The sequence below is a fragment of the Wolbachia endosymbiont (group A) of Gymnosoma rotundatum genome (genome assembly GCF_947250765.1).
In the GTDB taxonomy this organism is placed as follows: domain Bacteria; phylum Pseudomonadota; class Alphaproteobacteria; order Rickettsiales; family Anaplasmataceae; genus Wolbachia; species Wolbachia pipientis.
The window spans coordinates 970,062-989,506 of record NZ_OX366347.1 but is presented as its reverse complement, the minus strand read 5'-3'; the positions used below and the strand labels follow the sequence as shown (position 1 = coordinate 989,506).

At 35.6% G+C, this 19,445-nt stretch carries 20 protein-coding genes and 1 riboswitch; of the genes, 13 read left to right on the top strand and 7 right to left on the bottom strand.

The window, feature by feature from the left end:
- Positions 1 to 165: 165 nt before the first annotated feature.
- Together grxD and OOK97_RS04920 are read right to left on the bottom strand one after the other, a co-directional pair.
- Positions 166 to 489 carry a Grx4 family monothiol glutaredoxin gene (gene grxD / locus OOK97_RS04925; RefSeq protein WP_006280013.1) on the bottom strand — a complete coding sequence of 108 codons (324 nt, stop codon included), beginning with the start codon at positions 487 to 489 and terminating at the stop codon, positions 166 to 168.
- Positions 490 to 504: 15 nt separating this feature from the next.
- Positions 505 to 723, bottom strand: coding sequence for a BolA/IbaG family iron-sulfur metabolism protein (locus OOK97_RS04920; protein WP_006280012.1), 219 nt, complete (start codon positions 721 to 723; stop codon positions 505 to 507).
- Positions 724 to 834: 111 nt separating this feature from the next.
- Here OOK97_RS04920 and OOK97_RS04915 point away from each other — a divergent pair, with 111 nt between their 5' ends.
- Positions 835 to 1,761 carry a P44/Msp2 family outer membrane protein gene (locus OOK97_RS04915; RefSeq protein ID WP_264705060.1) on the top strand — a complete coding sequence of 309 codons (927 nt, stop codon included), beginning with the start codon at positions 835 to 837 and terminating at the stop codon, positions 1,759 to 1,761.
- Positions 1,762 to 1,775: 14 nt separating this feature from the next.
- On the opposite strand, the gene OOK97_RS04910 is transcribed toward OOK97_RS04915, so the two are convergent.
- Positions 1,776 to 3,098, bottom strand: coding sequence for a malic enzyme-like NAD(P)-binding protein (locus OOK97_RS04910; RefSeq protein ID WP_264705666.1), 1,323 nt, complete (start codon positions 3,096 to 3,098; stop codon positions 1,776 to 1,778).
- Positions 3,099 to 3,232: 134 nt separating this feature from the next.
- Here OOK97_RS04910 and pgsA point away from each other — a divergent pair, with 134 nt between their 5' ends.
- The 11 genes from pgsA to OOK97_RS04855 all read left to right on the top strand — a co-directional run bounded on the left by pgsA (position 3,233) and on the right by OOK97_RS04855 (position 15,142).
- Entirely contained in the window at positions 3,233 to 3,775 is a 543-nt protein-coding gene (pgsA, locus tag OOK97_RS04905; protein ID WP_264705059.1) for a CDP-diacylglycerol--glycerol-3-phosphate 3-phosphatidyltransferase, read from the top strand.
- Positions 3,776 to 3,886: 111 nt separating this feature from the next.
- A complete protein-coding gene (locus OOK97_RS04900; RefSeq protein WP_209472809.1) occupies positions 3,887 to 4,828 on the top strand; it encodes a hypothetical protein in 942 nt (313 codons plus the stop codon).
- Between the two features lie 60 nt (positions 4,829 to 4,888).
- Positions 4,889 to 5,596, top strand: coding sequence for an outer membrane protein assembly factor BamD (locus OOK97_RS04895; RefSeq protein ID WP_213862790.1), 708 nt, complete (start codon positions 4,889 to 4,891; stop codon positions 5,594 to 5,596).
- A 59-nt stretch (positions 5,597 to 5,655) separates the two neighbouring features.
- Entirely contained in the window at positions 5,656 to 6,396 is a 741-nt protein-coding gene (locus OOK97_RS04890; RefSeq protein ID WP_264705058.1) for a YebC/PmpR family DNA-binding transcriptional regulator, read from the top strand.
- A 3-nt stretch (positions 6,397 to 6,399) separates the two neighbouring features.
- A complete protein-coding gene (locus OOK97_RS04885) occupies positions 6,400 to 7,338 on the top strand; it encodes a M23 family metallopeptidase (RefSeq protein WP_264374048.1) in 939 nt (312 codons plus the stop codon).
- A 7-nt stretch (positions 7,339 to 7,345) separates the two neighbouring features.
- Positions 7,346 to 8,191, top strand: coding sequence for an SPFH domain-containing protein (locus OOK97_RS04880; RefSeq protein ID WP_264705665.1), 846 nt, complete (start codon positions 7,346 to 7,348; stop codon positions 8,189 to 8,191).
- A gap of 76 nt (positions 8,192 to 8,267) precedes the next feature.
- Positions 8,268 to 8,370, top strand: a riboswitch (TPP riboswitch).
- Positions 8,359 to 8,634, top strand: coding sequence for a SemiSWEET family sugar transporter (locus tag OOK97_RS04875; RefSeq protein WP_006280002.1), 276 nt, complete (start codon positions 8,359 to 8,361; stop codon positions 8,632 to 8,634). (Overlaps the previous riboswitch by 12 nt.)
- Positions 8,615 to 9,307, top strand: coding sequence for a thiamine diphosphokinase (locus tag OOK97_RS04870; RefSeq protein WP_010962623.1), 693 nt, complete (start codon positions 8,615 to 8,617; stop codon positions 9,305 to 9,307). Before OOK97_RS04875 ends, OOK97_RS04870 begins: the two co-directional genes overlap by 20 nt.
- A gap of 1,185 nt (positions 9,308 to 10,492) precedes the next feature.
- Complete coding sequence (locus tag OOK97_RS04865) at positions 10,493 to 11,896, top strand: malonyl-CoA decarboxylase (protein WP_264705057.1); 1,404 nt, start codon at positions 10,493 to 10,495, stop codon at positions 11,894 to 11,896.
- A 75-nt stretch (positions 11,897 to 11,971) separates the two neighbouring features.
- Positions 11,972 to 13,768: a translation elongation factor 4 gene (gene lepA, locus OOK97_RS04860; protein WP_264339418.1), complete on the top strand. Its 1,797-nt coding sequence runs from the start codon at positions 11,972 to 11,974 to the stop codon at positions 13,766 to 13,768.
- 498 nt (positions 13,769 to 14,266) lie between these two features.
- Positions 14,267 to 15,142 (top strand): hypothetical protein, encoded by an 876-nt coding sequence (locus OOK97_RS04855; protein WP_264705056.1) that lies wholly within the window; start codon positions 14,267 to 14,269, stop codon positions 15,140 to 15,142.
- Between the two features lie 185 nt (positions 15,143 to 15,327).
- Here OOK97_RS04855 and OOK97_RS04850 read toward each other — a convergent pair whose 3' ends face one another.
- Together OOK97_RS04850 and OOK97_RS04845 are read right to left on the bottom strand one after the other, a co-directional pair.
- Positions 15,328 to 16,284: an IS5 family transposase gene (locus OOK97_RS04850; RefSeq protein WP_253303449.1), complete on the bottom strand. Its 957-nt coding sequence runs from the start codon at positions 16,282 to 16,284 to the stop codon at positions 15,328 to 15,330.
- A 24-nt stretch (positions 16,285 to 16,308) separates the two neighbouring features.
- A complete protein-coding gene (locus OOK97_RS04845; RefSeq protein WP_264705054.1) occupies positions 16,309 to 16,530 on the bottom strand; it encodes a hypothetical protein in 222 nt (73 codons plus the stop codon).
- A 101-nt stretch (positions 16,531 to 16,631) separates the two neighbouring features.
- On the opposite strand from OOK97_RS04845, the gene OOK97_RS04840 reads away from it, so the two are divergent.
- Entirely contained in the window at positions 16,632 to 17,012 is a 381-nt protein-coding gene (locus OOK97_RS04840; protein WP_015588961.1) for a TrbC/VirB2 family protein, read from the top strand.
- On the opposite strand, the gene OOK97_RS04835 is transcribed toward OOK97_RS04840, so the two are convergent.
- Positions 16,988 to 17,986, bottom strand: a complete 999-nt coding sequence (locus tag OOK97_RS04835; RefSeq protein ID WP_264705052.1) for a pyruvate dehydrogenase complex E1 component subunit beta — start codon at positions 17,984 to 17,986, stop codon at positions 16,988 to 16,990. The two genes, OOK97_RS04840 and OOK97_RS04835, sit on opposite strands and share 25 nt — an antisense overlap.
- A 240-nt stretch (positions 17,987 to 18,226) precedes the next feature.
- Positions 18,227 to 19,324: an ATP-binding protein gene (locus OOK97_RS04830; RefSeq protein ID WP_264705050.1), complete on the bottom strand. Its 1,098-nt coding sequence runs from the start codon at positions 19,322 to 19,324 to the stop codon at positions 18,227 to 18,229.
- Between the last annotated feature and the right edge of the window lie 121 nt (positions 19,325 to 19,445).

Sequence of the window (19,445 nt, the reverse complement as noted above, 5' to 3'; positions counted from 1 at the left end):
AATAGAAAGGCCAGTAAACTTGACAATAGTGTTAACATCAACATTATTATCTTGCTTTGTCTACCTTATTTTGCCGCTCCCCTGAACGGATACGGTTTAAGACATAAGATCCTTTTTCATAGCTATACTACGTTATCCAGCGTCTGGGCACTGGTTTCTTGGTACTTATTCCGCAATAATTTTTTTTTCCTTCAATAAACTTTGCAGTTCGCCTTTTTCGTACATCTCGCGAGTGATGTCGCAACCACCAATAAACTCTTCCTTTATATATAATTGTGGAATTGTTGGCCAATCAGAAAACTTTTTTATAGATTCACGTATTTCATCATTCTCCAACACGTTAATATACTTAAACTTCACGTTCAATTTTTTTAGGATTGACACGACGAGTCCAGAGAATCCGCATTGAGGAAAATCAGAAGTGCCTTTCATATACAATACCACATCATTTTCTGTTATATCTTTTTTTATTTGTTCAAAATTGCTCATAAATTCACCTTATTTTTAAGTATTAGTTTCCAGTTGCAAGGCGTGTATAGACTGACCTTCCAGAGCTTTATATACCATTTTATGCTGTTCTATTTTTGTCTTTCCAAGAAAACACTTGGAGTTTATTTTTAAATGATAATGGTCATCATCTCCAGCAAGATCATGAATCTTTATATCAGCGTCGGGGAACGATTGTTTGATGATCCTCTCTAATTCGTGAATTGCAATAGTCATTGATTTGCTTTAAATTACAATACTTTCATTATAAATCTAAAACGATTGAGCGCAATAAAAAGTTGCTATCATAAAAAATAGAAGCATACTATAATAATGGAATGACAAATTATGCAGGGAGGCTTTGTGGTGGGCGAAAGATTTAAATTCACATATCTATTGGTTTTGCTAACTTTTTCATTTAGGTGCTTATCTTACGATGATAAAATAAATAACTTAGAGAATGTTTACATCAAAGCTAACTATTTTGGAGCATTCTTCAATGCAATAGGTTCTCTAGAAGGAAAAGAAGATGCAGGTGACAATATAACAGAGGGGGTTTTTAGTTTTAATAAGAAGGAGCGAATTGAAGCTGGATACAGTCCTAAATATGTTCCAGGGTTTGCCGGTAGTGCTGCAATAGGGTATTTATTCAAAAATATGAGAGTTGAGTTTGAAGGCTTATATTCTCAGACTAACTTATATGATGAAGATTATTCAGATAAGAAAAAAGCAAGATATATTGAACTTCGTCGTCACAATGATGCGTCTACTGGAGCGGAATGCAATTCACCTTGGAGAAGTGGAAAGGTTGATATTCACATTCAAGAAAATTGTAGTGTTGAAGCAGAGTTCAGAGCTGCATTTAAGATGAAAAATGAAGGTTTTAATAACTTAGCTGGAATGGTCAATGTATATCGTGATTTTAATATAGCAAAAATGCCATTCACCCCATATGTTGGTATTGGTGCAGGTGTAACTAGGGTTAAATTTCTAGGAAAAACCAGATATGCCTTGGCTTACCAAGCAAAACTTGGTATCAATCACCAACTTACAGCACAAACTCAAGCATTTGCTGGTTTACGCTATTTTGGTATCCTTGATAACCAATTTAAAGATATTGTACCAGGAATAAAGATACTAGCTGGTGAAGGATATATTCCTGCCGGTGGAGGAAGTAAAGTCGATGAAACTGCACGTGTTGAATCAACAACTGCAACCATTACCAATAGGTTTGGCTTATATGGCTTAGAGTTTGGATTGGTTTATCACTTTTAACTTTATCCAATAAATTACATATGTGAAGATAGTAAATTCAGCGTGCTGAGAACATTAGAAAGACGAGATTTTAATTGATTTTCATATTTACTCCAATCTTGTATTGCCTTTCTTGCAACACCTGAATCAACTGCGGCTTTTGCAACAGCAGGAGCTACTATAGAAATTAATCTTGGGTCAAATGGAGTAGGTATTATATATTCACGTCCATAGCCCATTTTACGACCGCCATAGACTGCAGATATCTCACCTGGTACTGGCTCACGGGCAAGCTTTGCTATTGCATCTGCAGCTGCAATTTTCATTTCATCATTTATTGTTGTTGCATGTACATCAAGTGCCCCTCTAAATATATAAGGAAAACCCATTACGTTGTTGACTTGGTTGTTGTAATCTGACCTACCAGTTGCAATTATTGCATCTGGCCTCACAGATTTTGCAAACTCAGGCCTTACTTCTGGATCGGGATTGGCAAGAGCAAAAATAATCGGGTCTTTGCCCATACTCTTTAACATCTCTTCATTTAACACATCTTTTGCAGATAGTCCGATGAATACATCAGCGCCTTTTATTGTATCAAGTAGAGAACGTTCGGAAGTATCAATTGCATACTTTTCCTTCCACTCATTCATATCCTCGTTTCTACCTTTGTATATTACTCCTTGCTTATCACACAGCACTATATTTTTAGCGCCCATGGACTTTAGTATTTCTAAACATGCAATACCGGCTGCTCCAGCACCATTCATAATGATCTTAACGTCCTCTAATTTCTTTCCGACAATATCAAGAGCATTTTCTATGCCAGCTGCAACAACCACCGCAGTTCCATGCTGGTCATCATGGAACACTGGAATATCCATCAGTTCATTCAGGCGTTTCTCTATTATAAAACAATCAGGAGATCTTATATCTTCTAAATTTATTCCTCCCCAACTTGGCCCAAGATACCTTACTGCATTGATAAAATCTTCTATATTTTCTGTATCAACTTCTATATCAACTGCATCAATATCAGCAAAACGCTTAAATAAAACAGCTTTGCCTTCCATGACCGGTTTTGAAGCAAGAGGACCGATATTACCAAGTCCAAGCACTGCAGTGCCATTTGAAATGACAGCAACACAGTTGCTTTTTGCCGTATAATCATAAACAACCTCAGGATTTTTAGCTATTTCAAGGCACGGAGCTGCAACACCAGGGGAATAAGCAAGTGACAAATCATACTGGGTAGATAAAGGTTTTGTTGGCATGATTGAAATTTTACCAGGGTTACCACCTCTGCTGTGATACTTAAGCGCTTCTTGTTTTGTGGTACTATCTAAATCATCGTTCATCATTACATCCTTATATTTTAAGCTTGTATTTTTTAAGTATATGGAGTTTTTATAAATGTTCAATTGTAAACTATTAACTTGTGAACTCTGTTGTACTTCTGTATAAGTTTACCTATTACGTAAGATGATATTACATGCTTAAGAAGAACTTGCCTAATTTGCTTACGATTTCTCGTGCACTTGCAATACCAGCAATAATATTAAGTTTTTATATAGAAAATAAATATGCAGGCCTGATAACAATATCAATCTTTATATTTGCATGCATTACGGATTTTTTTGATGGTTACCTGGCGCGTGCGTGGAAAGTCCAATCAAAGTTTGGCAAGCTATTTGATCCAATTGCTGACAAATTAATAGTGGTTTCAACGATAATTATGCTAGTTTATAAGCATAAGATAAATGATTTTACAATAGTACCATCGATTATCATCATCTGTCGGGAGATATTAGTCTCGGGTTTACGGGAGTTTCTGATAGCTACAAATGTTAGTCTACCTGTAAGCAAAGCTGGAAAAATTAAAACATTTTTGCAGATGGTTGCTGTAGTAGCGCTAATAATGAACGATTATTATATGATTCAATATACAGGTGCGATTTGTTTATGGGTTGCAGCTATTATAACTATGTGGTCAGGCTATAATTATATCCTAGCCGGCATCAAACAGATTGATTAAATCTCCTAGGAAATAGTTAATAGACAAGAGTAGTTAATATCTTAGTGATATTGACTCAGAAAGCAAAAAGGTGTATAATTATATTAACTTACAACTAATTAGGTTAATATTATGAAAATACCTAGTGGCAAATTTTCTTCTACTAAAAAGGTTCCAGGAAAGAATAAGAAAAAAAGAGATTTTGAACCATTAGAAGAGTTTTTTTGGGATTTTTGGCCAACAGTTGATAAAGAAGTCAAAAGAGAAAGGCTAGAACAAGAACTATTAGCACTAAAAAAAAGAGAGCTATATAGAAAATGTGCATCATTGGCAACAATGGTCCCATTTACATTGCTGATGGCGATTGAACTGGAAAAAACATATAGCGATCAGGTATTACTTGGCGTGATAAGTGGCGCGCTAAGCCACACTATATTACCTTTTACAGTCTTATCTCTTATTTGTACGCTATATTTAATTTACAATAATAGGAAGATAGCACAAAAAGAACGAGAGTTGGAGATTATTGAAAATGGAGAGGAAGTAAAGGAAAAAGAGCACAATATTTCTGATATAGGTCAGTGTTTGATCTATATTGAGGCTATAACAACTGCACTGGTTATTGTAGGTATGATAATGGGTGAAACATCTTCACTTGAAGCAGCAGAGGATGCAATTTTATTTCTTGCCAATGCAATTGCTTTTCTTGCAACTCTTGTTTCTTATATTGATAAGCATGAAAAAAATAAGAAAAAGGAAACAGAAAAGTCTGATCTTGATGAGAAATCTAGCAAGAAAACTAGCAATATATCTGTAGCCGGATTGGCGCTTGCTGGTTCTTCTGTATTTTTAATAAGAAGGATAATGTTAATAGCATTAGCATCGTCCTTAAATCCTGCTGTTGGACCTACTTTAGGCTTGGTAGGTATTGCAATTTTTATGGCTGTACAGGTCTTAACTATACATTCCTACAGTAAGACGCTGAAAGATCCAAAAGTGGAAGGACGAGGTGAATCAAGAAATGCAGGTAGTTCTGACCGTAGTTATAAAGAAGAAGGACCGGCTGTTGCCTAAGAAATTTATTTATTTAAGTAATATTTAGGTCTATACTTTATTTTGATCGAAAAAAATCTTATGTATAAGACTTTAATCACGTGCTTTATTTTCCTAATTTGCTCCTTTACACAATCGTATGCGGATGATCTTGAAAAAACTGAAACTGAACTATATGAAGAAGCAGTTGAACTTTTTGACCAGAAAAAATATAAACAAGCTATTAGGGCATTTCATAAGATAGAGGATTTGTATCCTTTTTCTTATTGGGCAATGAAAGCAAAATTATTATCTGGGGTCTCTCACTATAATATGGGTAACTATAGCAGTGCTGCAAGTGATATGGATGATTATATATATGTTTATTCAAATGGTGAAGATTTACCATATGTATACTACTTAAGAGTATTATCTTATTACATGCAAATTAATAAAGTGCAACTTGGACAGCAAACTGCATATAAAACTTTAGAGCTAGCCACTGAGTACATTAATCTCTTTCCAGGCAGCGAATATGTAGACGAGATAAAGGAAAGAGCAAAATTAATCACAGAACATATATCAACAAAAGAGTATTCTATCGGTAAATTTTACCTGAGGCGTGGTGAATATTTAGCAGCAATTAAGCGTTTCCAGAATATGGCAAGCTATAAGGATTCTAAATATTTTTCTAAGTCTATTAACCATTTAATAGCAGCCCATTCAGCTCTTGGCCTTGACTTAGAAGCTGAGCAGTATGAAAGTATGTTATTAGCAGAAAACCTGCAAGATGCCAAGCCAGAGGCTTGAAAATTTGCTTTAGCTTTTTCTATGCTTTGATATATAATTAGGTTTTTAACTATTTGAATATGGCTGGTCATTCACAATTTTCAAATATAAAACATCGGAAAGGCGCTCAGGATGCAAAGCGCTCTCAAAAATTTACGAAGATGATTAGAGAAATAACAGTTGCTGCAAAGCAAGGGCTGCCCGATCCCGAACTCAACCCGCGCCTTCGCTCTGCTATATTTGCTGCACGCAAGGAAAATCTACCAAAAGATAAAATAGAAACAGCAATAAAAAATGCAACTGGTAACGTTGCTGGAGAAAATTACGAGGAAATACAATATGAAGGTCATGGGCCTTCTGGCACTGCACTCATTGTCCATGCCTTGACTAATAACCGCAACCGTACTGCTTCTGAGGTACGTTATATATTTTCTCGCAAGGGTGGAAACTTGGGAGAAACAGGAAGTGTTAGTTACCTTTTTGATCATGTAGGTTTAATTGTCTATAAAGCAGAGGGTGTGAATTTTGATGATTTATTCAGTCATGGAATCGAATTAGAAGTATTGAATATTGAGGAAAATGACAAAGAAGGATTACACGTTATAACTTGTGAAATAAAAGATTTTGGTAAAGTACGCGATGCCTTTTATGCAAAATTCGGAGAACCAGAACTTGCTCGTCTTTCATGGCAGCCAAAAGATCTGATTGAAATTAGCGATAAAGAGTTGATTGATAAATTATCTGCATTGGTTGAAGAATTAGAAGATAATGATGATGTACAGTATGTGGAAGGTAATTTTACTTTTGTTGATGCTGTTTAAATGATGAAGCTGATTGTATTTATGCTGCTCTTTATCTTACCGTTATATACCGCTGAAACATCAACAGATCTTGCACAGCCATTCCAGCATGGAATCAGAAAAAAAAAAGCTACTTTGACGACAGAAAGTGATAGAAAGTTGTTATTCATATCCAGTACCATAAAATCTTCCTTTTTTGCCACGGAAGGGTTGGCGCCAAATACAGTGGTGAAATTGATCAACATATATAAAGATTTCGGTGTTGATTTTAAAAAAGACATTGTGCCGAAGAGTAAATTGGAGGTTCTTTTTGAGAGATTGCCTAATAATCAGAAGACTGAAGAAAAAATTTTATATGCTTCACTGACAATAAACAAGAAAGCTATTAGTTTATATCATTATAAATCGCAAGACGGCAAAGAAAGGTATTTTAATAAAGAAGGAATAAGCTTAAAAAATGGCGAAATTTTTGCAAATCCTTTAAATGGAGATTATCGCATATCCTCAAAATTTGGCAATAGAAAGCATCCTGTTCGCGGTAAAATTGCTTTTCACAAAGGAGTGGATTATGCAGCTAAACTTGGCACTCCCATATACGCTGCTGCAGAGGGTGTGATAGAATATATAGGAAAGAATGGTGGCTATGGAAATTACATCAAAATAAAACACAAAAATGAATATTCAACCTGTTATGCGCATATAAGTAGATTTAGTGGCGATATAAAGTTAGGCTCTAAAGTAAAGCAGGGGCAGGTCATCGCCTATGTTGGTAGCACTGGTGTTGCAACAGGCCCTCATTTACATTACGAAGTTATATATAACGGCAAACACATCGATCCGCTTACGATAGCGCATAAAACTGAAGTAAAATTGCCTGATCATGAATTAAGAGAGTTTAAACTATTTGTAAATAAGATAAATAAAACGATCAACAGAGAGAGTTCAAGTGAAAAAGAAGTTTAAAGACAATATGGATAAGAATACGATAAACGATAGAAATTTGAGTCAAATTCGGGCTTTTCCTGTACTAATAGCGCTAGGATTAATTTTATCGCTGCTTTTTTTGGCATATGACAGCACAATTGCACTTGGAGTTGCTGCCGTTTCAATTTTGACTTTTCTTCAAGGATTTTTTATTAATGACCCTAATGAAGCAAGAGTGATAGAATTTTTTGGTCATTATATTGGAACTTATTTTAAGTCTGGAATATGTGTAACGCTTCCCTTTTCAAGCAAATATATAGTTTCCCTAAAATTTCAGAATATTAACACAGAAAAAATAAAAGTTAATGATGCAAATGGAAGTCCAATAGAGATTTCTGCAGTAATTGTTTGGAGAGTGAGCAGTCCTGCAAAGGCGTATTATAATGTTAACAACTATCACGAATTTGTTTTTGTACAAAGTGACTCGGTAATTAGAGAATTGGCGAGCAATTATCCGTATGATAGCGAAAGCGATGAGGAGTCTTTACGTAAAAATTCTGATAAAATTTCGAGTGAATTGCAGTCAATGTTACAACAAAGATTAGATATTGCAGGAATTGAGATTACAGAAGCAAGAATATCGCATTTGGCGTATTCGTCCGAGATTGCACAAGCAATGTTAAGGCGTCAACAAGCACATGCTATCACTTCGGCAAGAAGGCATATAGTGCAAAATGCAATAGGAATTGTCGAGGAAGTAATAGCTCATTTTGAAAAAAACAAAAGCTTACAATTAGATGGCAAGCAAAAGGTTCAATTGATAAATAATTTGTTGGTTGCCCTAATCTCTGAGCAAGATGCACAACCGACGATTAGTTTAGATAATAATTAGCATAGAAGCCGATTGGGTTTCATAAATGCAAGTCACTATTAATTTCTTGATTAATAGACTAAATGATGTTATAAATTACACGCATTAGGGGTGCTCTAGAAAAGCTGAGAGTACATAAAGTACAACCCTTTGAACCTGATATTGTTAAAGCAAGCGTAGGAAAATGTATGTATATAAATATTGAAGAATGCTTCGGCTTCATTGCGTTAATTGCATCTCTAATTGGATTATCACCTCAAGTATATAAAGCATATATCACTAAAGTTACTCGTGATGTATCGATGTTAATGTTAGTAAACTATCTTATTTGTTCATTGTCTTGGATTGGCTATGGTCTTTACCAGAGCTCAATTTTTGTGGTGCTTAGCAATATTGCTGGATTAGTGATTAGCATAATATCAATTATTCAAAAATGTTACTACGATGCAAAACCTGCACCATGATCATGTGCTGCACTGCAGTACACAGCAACAATATCGTTCTATTGTAGTGCTAAATGGAAAAATACCGAGCTCATCGTTTTTTAAACGAGATATACCTATTATTGCTGTAGATGGAGGAGCAAACAAGCTTCTATCAATTGGCGTAAAACCTGATCTTGTAGTAGGAGATTTGGATAGCGTAAATCTGGATTTACGTGCTAATTTGAATACGATATATCTACCTGATCAAGATTATTGCGACTTTTCTAAAGCAATGGCTCACTTAAAAACAGTAAAGTTATTGCCATCAATAGTAACGGGTATTACTGGAGGAGCAATTGATCACATACTACAGAATATTAACATTTTTCTAAGTACGGGCAGTATCTTTTACACACCTTCACCTCCCATGGTAGGTTACACTTTACAAAAAGGTATTACCCATTTTTTTTCTTTGCCAAAAAATACTAAAATATCTTTACTTGGTATACCGAGAGCTCAAATATCAACCAAAGGATTAAAATGGGAACTGCACCTTAGTAATCTTGCTTTTCCGGGAAAAAATTCTTGCTTTAATCGAAGTTTAGGCAATAAGGTATCCGTAGAAGTACACAGTGGTATATGTCTAGCAATGATTTATTTAGAGACAGTAGATGATGCTGCAAGACATCATGTGCGTCAAGTTAAGAAGTAAATAGACTTCTTGCATAACCCAAACTAAGTAGAAAAAAGGTATCATCCAAGTAGCTGACACTGGTTCCTTTATGACGTGTCATTCCAGTTTCAGCTACTTGAATGACAGCAGTCCTACGTCATACCGCCGCGGTATCTCTTAGCCGCTAACAAGCAGCGGGATGACGAATTGCTTAACCGTCATACCGCCACGAACCGTCATACCGCCGCGGTATCTCATCCGCTAACACGTAGTGGGATACTTGATCTTTACAGGGATGACGGTTGTCAGGCTAGCCTGTCATCCCAGTGCCCAGACACTGGGATCCAGGAATTTTATTAAGTTGGTAAGCATAAAAGTGTTATGTAAAATACAACGTTCTTGATGGGATTGCGTGAAAGGCTGGATCCCAGTGTCAGCTACTTGGATGACAAAAAAAGGAGCACTGGCATGACACCTCTCTTGGACTCTTTTAGCCACAAACATTAAGAAATTTACTAAATAAAAAAAAGGCAAAAGAAGCCCTGAGGTTATTATCCGCTTTAAAATATTGGCGTTTTTTATGTTTTAAACGCTTGACAAGCGAGATTCAGCCGCTTTTAATTGCAACTAACCTACGCTGCAAATGTTTAAGAAATTTACTAAGCAGAAAAAAAGACAAAGAATCCCCGAGTTAGCTAGTCTTTTACTATCTCTGTCGAGTATTGGCATTTTTTGATGTCTTGTAACGCTTTATAAGCGCGTTCAGCTTATTTAGATAAAAATCTAGATGTAGATGAAGTTTTGTAAAGACATACAGTATCTATATACTGCAAAAAATTGAACATAAGACGCCGATACATTAAGTAATCCTTACCTTTTAATCTGCAGATTGGCGAAAGCAAATACAATAGCTTCAGTTTCATGATAAGTGGGCTGGCGGAGTTTGTCAAGCAAGTTTTTTCGTTTCTACTGAATGACAGTTGTGGCTTGGGAGGTAGTGCAAGAAGTCTATTGTATTACTGAATTATTAATAATCTAGTAATAGTGCCTGCTATGTAGCTAAAATTTTCCTTTAACTTAAGCTATATGTAGCTAAAATAACTTGGGTTTACCGACGATTTGACAAACGACAAATTCGTCATCCCGCTACTTGTTAGCGGGATCTAGAGATATCGCAGCGGTATGACCCTGACTTGCATTAGCCATGTATAATAAAGGGAATCTATGACAAAAGAATCATTGGTAAAAACTGATATAGTGAAAGTTGAAGACAAAAAGGCGGTAAGAAGCTTTTTTAAAATACTAGGTGGAGTGGCAGATGCTGTAAGATCGTGGATTGGTAACATCAGTCCTGATTTAAGCAACAGTCGCGATATCGATAGTTTAGTCTTGAAGATGAACGAGTGCTTAAATCCAAAGGGAGGGGAGGTTTCAGCACGTAAAAACGCTGTATCTCTTGGTAACTTGTACTTAAGCTTATCAGAGAAAGGTAAAATAAAATTTCTACAAACCCTGGCAGAAAAATTTAATCCGAATAAAGCGGAAATAGATGAGAAAATTAGAGAGTATAAGAAAAACCAAGATCCCGAGTTAAACTATAAATTTGAACAGGATTTAATAAAAATTCTTGAATCACCGCGTTCTAAAATATTAAAGCAATTTATTTCTTTACCAGAAGGCCTTAAGTTTATTGTTGATATGCGTTCTGACGTGCTTAAGCTAAAGAACCAATATAGAAGCTTGAATCCACTAGAAAGCGAATTAAAAAATATACTCTATACTTGGGTTGATGTTGATCTACTTGATCTTCGTCAAATCACCTGGGATTCACCTGCATCATTGCTAGAAAAACTTATAAAATATGAAGCTGTGCATAAAATTTCCTCTTGGGGCGACCTAAAAAACAGACTAGATTCTGATCGTCTCTGTTTTGCTTTTTTTCATTACAAGATACCAAACGAACCTCTAATTTTTGTAGAGGTTGCATTGGTGGATAAGATTGCAGATAGCATTCAACACCTTTTAGATGAGTCAGTACCTTCAAATGATCCGAGTAATGCAAGCACTGCTATATTCTATTCAATATCAAACACTCAAGCAGGGTTATCTGGAATCAGCCTTGGTAATTTTTTGATCAAAAGGGTTGTAGAAAAGCTATCACAGGAGTTTAAAAGTATAAAAACATATGCAACTCTTTCTCCAATACCTGGCTTTACGAAATGGCTAAAAAACAATCTAAACCAAGATGTCACTTTATTGGGCAAACTAAATATAAAACAATCTAGTGCAGAAATTTTAGAAAGTGCAGAGCAATTAAAAACTAATGTTGAATGTATAAATGAAACTAAACAATGCATGCTTAAACTATGTGCATATTATTTACTAAAAGTGAATAATAGTAATGGGAATGCTTATGATCCGGTGGCGCATTTTCATTTAAGCAATGGTGCATCGATAAAACAATTAAACTGGATGGCAGATACTTCTGAAAAAGGTATTAGTCAGTCGGCTGGAATGATGGTAAATTATCTGTATGAGTTGCCTAAAATAGATAATAATCATGAAAACTATATGGTTAATAAAGTGATTTCCTGCTCGAAAAAAGTTTCGTCTATGTTGAAGGAGTAAATAGTCTCTTAATAAAGGATTGCCCTCACAACACTTAAAATGTAAAATGGTTCTACTTAAGTAAAATAGCCATAAATGAACAACATAAGAAATTTTGCAATAATAGCGCATATAGACCACGGTAAGTCAACGCTTGCTGACCGTTTAATAGAGGAATGTAACGGCCTTGAAGCAAGAGAAATGACCAATCAAATACTCGATTCAATGGATATAGAACGCGAACGTGGGATTACAATTAAGGCACAGACGGTAAAACTCAATTATACGGCAAACGACGGTAATCAATATTGCCTAAATCTCATGGACACCCCAGGTCACGTTGACTTTTCTTACGAGGTAAGCCGAAGCTTAGCCGCATGTGAAGGTTCACTTTTAGTGGTAGATAGTAGCCAGGGCGTTGAAGCACAAACCCTTGCAAATGTATATAAAGCTATTGACAACAACCATGAAATAATAGTTGTGCTCAATAAAGTTGATCTTCCTGCTGCAGATCCAGAAGGGGTAAAACTCCAGGTTGAGGAAATAATCGGTATTGATGCAAGTGAGTCAGTTTTAATATCAGCAAAAACTGGACTTGGAATAAAAGATGTACTGGAAGCAATAGTAGCAAAACTTCCAGCTCCTCAAGGTGATGTAAATGCTCCATTGCAAGCAATTTTGGTTGATAGTTGGTATGACACTTACTTAGGAGTAGTAATTTTAGTGCGAGTTAAAAATGGAGTGCTAAAAAAAGGCATGAGAATTGTTATGATGTCTAATAATGCTACATATCAAGTGGACAATATTGGTATTTTCACCCCTAAAAAAGTTATGACGAGTGAGCTTTCAGCGGGTGAAGTTGGTTTTATAACTGCTTCAATGAAGGAAGTAGCAGACTGCAAGGTAGGAGACACTATCACTGAGGAAAAGAGACCTTGTAGTGAAGCACTTCCTGGATTTAAAGAAGTGCATCCTGTGGTATTTTGTAGCATTTTCCCTCACAAAACGGATGATTTTAAATATCTAAGGGAAGCTCTAGAGAAGTTACATTTAAATGATGCAAGTTTTACCTTCGAAGCTGAAACTTCAAATGCACTAGGCTATGGATTTCGTTGTGGTTTTTTGGGAATGTTGCATCTTGAAGTTATTCAAGAAAGGCTCGAGAGAGAATTTGATTTAGACCTAACAGCAACTGCACCGAGTGTTATATATAGGGTTACAACACGAAGTGGTGAAATTTTGAATATTCATAACCCAAGTGATATGCCAGATCCAACGAAAATTGAAATTGTGGAAGAACCATGGATTACCGCAACCATAATGGTCCCTGACCAATACTTGGGAGAGATTCTATCTCTATGTGAAGAAAGGAGGGGAGAACAGGAGGATTTATCTTACATTGGTAACACAACAACAGCATTGTTAAGATATAAATTACCACTGTCTGAAGTTGTTTTTGACTTTTATGATCGATTAAAATCAATTTCCAAAGGATATGCAAGTTTGGATTGGGAAATTTCCAGCTATCTGGTAAGCCAAATAGATAAATTAAGCTTTTTAATTAATGGAGAGCCCGTAGATGCACTGGCTTGTATCGTTCACAAAAGTAGGGCAGAAAAAAGAGGACGTGAAATATGTGCACGCTTGAAGGATTTAATACCACGTCAGCAATACAAAATCGCGATTCAAGCGGCAGTGGGCGGAAAAATTATTGCCAGAGAAACGATTAACCCATACAGAAAAGATGTAACAGCTAAACTCTATGGTGGAGATGTAACGCGAAGAATGAAACTACTTGAAAAGCAAAAGAAGGGTAAAAAAAGGTTACATTCTATAGGGAACGTAAATATTCCACAGAATGCTTTTATTCAAGCCTTGAAGATAAGTGATTGATCTTAAAAGACTTCTTGTATAGTTTTTGGCAACAACCGTTAGAAACGAAAAAACTTACTTGACAAACTCCGCCAGCCCCCTTATCATGAAACTGAAGCTATTTATTTATCTTCTCTGTACAGATTAAATGACAAAAAAACTCACGTATCTGGCGTCTCATGTTTAATTTTTTGCACTATGTGCACCTTATGTCTTTATAAAACTTCTACCTACATAAGCTGAAACGCGCTTATAAAGCGTTTAAAACATAAAAAAACGCCAACTTAAAAAATGGATAGTGAATAACTAGCTACCCTAGGGTTTCTTTTGCCTTTTTTTCTGTTTAGTAAATTTCTTAATGTTTCTAATTTAGATTAGTTGCGGTTTAAAAGCAACTGAATCGCGGTTATTAAGCATTTAGAATAAAAAAACGCCATACTTGAAAGTATAATGTAAGTAATTAGCCAACCACGGGGCTTCTTTTGCCTTTTTTTTTATTTGGTAAATTTCTTAATGTTTATGGCTAAACGACAACCGTCATCCCGCTACTTGTTAGCGGGATCTAGAGATACCGCAAATGAATCGCGGTATGACGTGGGAAACCTTTCTTGGGTTAGCTATAGAGTTGACTTTTTTATTATGGTATGTGATAATTGCAGTGTTATTAAGTTTAGTGGTAAAATGATAATGGATATAGCCTATTTAGCAGCACTTATATCAGCAGCTATAATAAAAATAGCAGCAGTAATACTTTGTGCTATAATGTGTATAAGCGTTTTCTTTATATTATTTAAGGGAATTAAAGAACACTTAGATTCAAAAGGATTTCTATCTCTTCTGAAAACAGTAGGTGTAATTTCTATAATACTATCAATTATATCTCTCCCACTTATTATATTAAGCCTTACTACTCCGTCACCTCTGGTAGTAGGTATAGTAGGTGGTATCGTTGGTGCTATTTCCATAATACCATTAATAGTAGCTTACATTTTGCTTTCAATAACATCGAAAGGATTGTCTCAACAGCCTGAAAATTATCAGCACTTGTTCTTAACTTCTCTTTTACTGTTTATTGGAAACATCATAGCTGGAGCTTTTATCGCTGTAAGTGGTGTTTTTCCAATATGTAAAGTAGATTCCTTATCATCTTTATCAGCAGCACTAGAGTCCTTACCTGCAGTAGGAATACATGCACTAGCACTTACGATTGCAACTGCAATTGGAGTAGTTATTGTAATCGATCTCGCTAAGCAAGCTAAGGAGTACATATCAGGTAAAATAATGCAAGCAGAAAAAGAATCTGTGACTGATACACATAAAGAACCAGACTCTAAAGTGGATGAAGCAAAAGAAGGAAATGTTAAAAATGAGCGGAAAGTACCTCTTTTGCCCTAAATATAAAGATGTCATCCCAGTGCTCCTTTTTTTGTCATCCAAGTAGCTGACACTGGGATCCAGGTTGCTCACAAGCAAACTAGCATAGAAAGTGGTTACAACGTTTTCGATGAGATTGCAGAAAGGCTGGATCCCAGTGGGCTTTGTTGCATCGCTCTTCGGATAGTAGGTAACGTACAATAAATTCATGAAGCTATCTCAAACTTAGCCATGCCTATTTCAGTAAATTTGTTAAGCAAATAACACTTGAGTAGCAGTTCCTTCTCACGATTAATCTCAGATTTGCTCCTAAAACTAAACCCAAATATTCGCTTCAACCTTGAGAAAAATCCTTCAATATACGATCTTTTTCCGTAATTTACTTCTTCTTTCCATCTTTTTATACCATTCTCACCATGTAATTTCATTAACTGAATAGCGGCATTTCTATCAAGCATATAATCCAATTTTGGATGCTCTGCTGCGTTGTTTTTCGGAGGAATTTTCGTTTTTATACCATATTGATTACACAGCTTATAGAGCTTTTCTCTGTCATATGCCCTATCTGCATATAGTACTTTTATGACATACTGAAAATCGACTTCTTTTAGCAAATCACAAGCTCCATAGTGATCAGAGTAGACACCGTTACTGTATTTTACAGCTATGGCTTTTTTGCTGTTTGTATTCAACATTACATGCAATTTTCTTGTCTGTTCATAGCTGCGATACTTTCTATCTTCGCTATTTTCTTTGCTATGACCAGGAGTGTTGTTGTATATACTAATTCCTGTACTGTCTATAGTAATTTCGATATCTTCCATATTATTTTTATCAATTCTGCAATCATTGATCTTAATATTGAGTTTCTTAAACCTTCTTGATGATTGTGAATAGCTGATAACTTGCAAATTTTTCCCAATTTGCTCAAGGTATCCTGCTATAAACCCAACTGTTTGCCTCAGGCCTATTCTAAATAAACAAGTTATTATGTGCACCAAAATTACAACTTTATCGCTATAAATATTGTTGCCACCTGGTATTTTTGGACCATTCTCGTACCACTTTTCTATGGCTTCGTTGATATAATGAAAAATATTTCCTCTTTTTTCTAGAAATTTGTTATATTCGCTATGGTTACTGACCCTCATTTTTTGTGGCATATTTTTTCTTTCAAGGTTAAATGGCTATTTTATAATGAATTTTGTCAGTAGCCACCAGATTTTTTCAGTTGCTATGCAACAAAGCCATCCCAGTGTCAAGCACTGGGATGACAGGGGAGTTGGATGACACCGTCTTGGATGGAAATCAGTGTCAGCTACTTTCATGACAAAAAGAGGGCACTTGGATGACAGGAGAAGGAAGCATTGCCCTCCTGGTAGCACAATGTTCGTGCAGTTGTGTGTCAACTACTTTTGTGGCACCGTTTGTTATTCAATCTTTATGCTAGTTTTACTAAAAATTATACTATTTTAGATATAATTACAATATCTAAGTTTAAGGTATAGAGATGAATCCTACAATCAAGAGAATTTTCAATATTTTTCTTATAGTATTATTTATTTCTTTTTCTCATGTTGGGAGTGCTGCCGCTGACACTAATACTGATACAACTGCTCAAGTAATATGTAACATTATTGGCTACGTTTGGGGAATAGGCGGACCGCTTATGACCGTAGTGATAATAGGTGCAGCTTTGCTTGCGATATTTGGTAGAATGCCATGGCCAGCTCTTTTTGCACTCGGTATATTTTGTGCTGTATTTTTCGGTGCTAAAACTATCGTCATAAAAGTAATGGGTGGTATAGGCGGCACTGGAAATACTTCTTTGATGGACCAATGTGGAACAGGAGACACAAAAAAGAACTATTTTTTTCTAAAACAGACCTGATGTACGGCTTTAACTATATCTTCCACTTGTGGTAATGCTTTTTTTTCTAGATTTGCAGCGTAAGGTAAGGGGATGTCCTTGCCAGTTACGCGTACAACTGGAGCATCAAGGTAGTCAAATCCTTGTTCCATAACAACGGCTGACAGCTCTGCTCCTATTCCTGCAAATGGCCATCCTTCTTCTACACTAACTAACCTATTAGTCTTCTGAATAGAGTTAATAACAGTTTGAGTGTCAAGTGGTCTTAAGGTTCTGAGGTCAATAACTTCAGCTTCTATACCTTCACTCGAAAGTAAATCTGCTGCATTTAAGGCATCCATTAATTTTAATGAAAAAGCAGTGATAGTTACATCCTTTTCTTCCCGTATAACAGCAGCTTTGCCTATCTCAAGTAGATAATCTTTGTTTGATAGCTCAGAGTCAGAAACTTCATGCTCATGTCCATAAGCTATTTCGTTTTCTAGAAATATTACCGGATTAGGGTCACGAATTGCAGCTTTAAGCAGACCTCTGCAATCGGAGGCAAAATAGGGTGCTATTACTTTTAACCCCGGTATATGCGAATACCAAGCTGCAAAGCATTGAGAATGTTGTGCAGCAACTCTTGCTGCAGCGCCATTTGGTCCACGAAATACTATAGGGCATCCAAGTTGTCCGCCTGACATATAATTTGTTTTTGCTGCGGAATTCACAATTTGGTCAATAGCTTGCATAGAAAAATTAAAAGTCATAAACTCGACTATTGGCTTTAATCCAGCAAATGCCGCTCCAACAGCAAGGCCAGCAAATCCATGTTCGGTAATAGGCGTATCAACTACTCTGTTTTCTCCAAACTCTTTCAGTAATCCTTTCGTTACTTTATAAGCACCATCATACTCTGCAACTTCTTCACCCATGATAAGCACATCAGAGTCGTTTTGCATTTCTTCTCTAATTGCTGTGCATAAAGCTTCTCTTACACTTAAGGTTGCCATTTATAAACTTTTATAGACTTTAACTAAAGTAACTATATCAGAATTACTGGGGATAAGTAAAGTGTACAAATTAAGTTTTACAAACATCATGACCAACTCATTCCAAAAAAAAATCTTCTCACGCTTGCTGTTTTTTGTTGCTGGAAATGGCTGGATTATTTAAGCTTTTAGTAATGTATGTTGTTAAATTAATAGCAATTTATTTGGAAATAACAGAAAAATTTATGATAGTTTTATACTCTAAATAGAATAAGATACTTCTGTCTGTGTCTTCACGTTTGAAACTAACCTTATTCTATCTCTTTCTTGTTCTGGACTTAACCTGTGAAGCGCGTAACTGAAATCTTCCTCACTCACTATAAGCCGTCTTTGCGCACCAGCGCTAATTTTTGCTTCATTCACTAATTGCTCTAATTCAGCCCCAGAATAGCCTTCAGTCTTGTCTGCAATGTCTTGGAGGTTTAGCTTTTCATCAGTTTTTGTACCTCGCATATAAAGTTCCAATATCCTTTGTCTCACCTCTATGTTTGGATTAGGGACATAAACCTTCTGACCTAAACGTCCAGGTCTAATAAGTGCTGGATCTATACCACCGATAAGGTTAGTTGCACCAATTACTATTATATCTTTTCTGCTCTTAAATCCATCTATTTCAGTTAACAACTGTGTTAAACTCTCTCGACAATGGTAAGCTGAGTTATTAGCGGTACTTCTTTTTTGAGCAACTGCATCTATTTCATCTATAAAGACTATACAAGGAGAATATTTTTTTGCTATTTTAAAAAGCTCGCGTACAGCATGTGCACCATGACCAATATATACTCCAATAAGTTCAGGACCTGAGATGCTTATGAAATTCATATTTGATTCACCTGCAATTGCACGAGCGATAAGTGTTTTACCATTTCCAGGAGGGCCATGTAATATGTAACCTCTTAGTGAATTAATACTTTTATTTCCAAACAGCTTGCGCATTTCTTCTGTCATTTGGTCACAGCAAATCATCTGCAACCGTTGTTTTAAGGAGTCATCAATTATAGCATCAGCAAATGTTATTCTTTTATCATCTGAATCAGCTAATTCTATCGATATAGGCAGCTCTACTTCCTTTAGTTTGCTGAATATTTGATCATATATAAACCAAGCAATAAAAAAGAAAACGACAAGTAACACACAAGGCATAGCTTCACTAACATAATGTGCAGCTAACTCATACCCTTTACTAAGCAACATTGTATGCATATAGGCAAACAAAAAAGCGATAGAGACAATAGTTGCCACGCATAGTAAACAGATTGAAATTCTTTTTAGTAATTCTGAAATTTCAATTTTTTTCATCTTAATACCTTATACCAATTTTAAACTAAGAATAATTTTATCTAGCTTACCTATTTTAGCTTGATTAGAGCGTTCAGAAAAATTATCAAGTACGTACTTTAATTTATTAAATACTAAAAAC

Excerpts from the sequence above, each read along its gene's own strand:
- OOK97_RS04890 (WP_264705058.1), top strand. The coding sequence starts at position 5,656 with ATGGCTGGTCATTCACAATTTTCAAATATAAAACATCGGAAAGGCGCT.
- OOK97_RS04910 (WP_264705666.1), bottom strand. The coding sequence starts at position 3,098 with ATGAACGATGATTTAGATAGTACCACAAAACAAGAAGCGCTTAAGTAT.
- grxD (WP_006280013.1), bottom strand. The coding sequence starts at position 489 with ATGAGCAATTTTGAACAAATAAAAAAAGATATAACAGAAAATGATGTG.
- OOK97_RS04835 (WP_264705052.1), bottom strand. The coding sequence starts at position 17,986 with ATGGCAACCTTAAGTGTAAGAGAAGCTTTATGCACAGCAATTAGAGAA.
- lepA (WP_264339418.1), top strand. The coding sequence starts at position 11,972 with ATGAACAACATAAGAAATTTTGCAATAATAGCGCATATAGACCACGGT.
- OOK97_RS04880 (WP_264705665.1), top strand. The coding sequence starts at position 7,346 with ATGGATAAGAATACGATAAACGATAGAAATTTGAGTCAAATTCGGGCT.
- OOK97_RS04850 (WP_253303449.1), bottom strand. The coding sequence starts at position 16,284 with ATGCCACAAAAAATGAGGGTCAGTAACCATAGCGAATATAACAAATTT.
- OOK97_RS04865 (WP_264705057.1), top strand. The coding sequence starts at position 10,493 with ATGACAAAAGAATCATTGGTAAAAACTGATATAGTGAAAGTTGAAGAC.
- OOK97_RS04855 (WP_264705056.1), top strand. The coding sequence starts at position 14,267 with ATGGCTAAACGACAACCGTCATCCCGCTACTTGTTAGCGGGATCTAGA.
- OOK97_RS04915 (WP_264705060.1), top strand. The coding sequence starts at position 835 with ATGCAGGGAGGCTTTGTGGTGGGCGAAAGATTTAAATTCACATATCTA.
- OOK97_RS04870 (WP_010962623.1), top strand. The coding sequence starts at position 8,615 with ATGCAAAACCTGCACCATGATCATGTGCTGCACTGCAGTACACAGCAA.
- OOK97_RS04830 (WP_264705050.1), bottom strand. The coding sequence starts at position 19,324 with ATGAAAAAAATTGAAATTTCAGAATTACTAAAAAGAATTTCAATCTGT.
- OOK97_RS04875 (WP_006280002.1), top strand. The coding sequence starts at position 8,359 with ATGTATATAAATATTGAAGAATGCTTCGGCTTCATTGCGTTAATTGCA.
- OOK97_RS04885 (WP_264374048.1), top strand. The coding sequence starts at position 6,400 with ATGAAGCTGATTGTATTTATGCTGCTCTTTATCTTACCGTTATATACC.
- OOK97_RS04895 (WP_213862790.1), top strand. The coding sequence starts at position 4,889 with ATGTATAAGACTTTAATCACGTGCTTTATTTTCCTAATTTGCTCCTTT.
- pgsA (WP_264705059.1), top strand. The coding sequence starts at position 3,233 with ATGCTTAAGAAGAACTTGCCTAATTTGCTTACGATTTCTCGTGCACTT.
- OOK97_RS04840 (WP_015588961.1), top strand. The coding sequence starts at position 16,632 with ATGAATCCTACAATCAAGAGAATTTTCAATATTTTTCTTATAGTATTA.
- OOK97_RS04900 (WP_209472809.1), top strand. The coding sequence starts at position 3,887 with ATGAAAATACCTAGTGGCAAATTTTCTTCTACTAAAAAGGTTCCAGGA.
- OOK97_RS04920 (WP_006280012.1), bottom strand. The coding sequence starts at position 723 with ATGACTATTGCAATTCACGAATTAGAGAGGATCATCAAACAATCGTTC.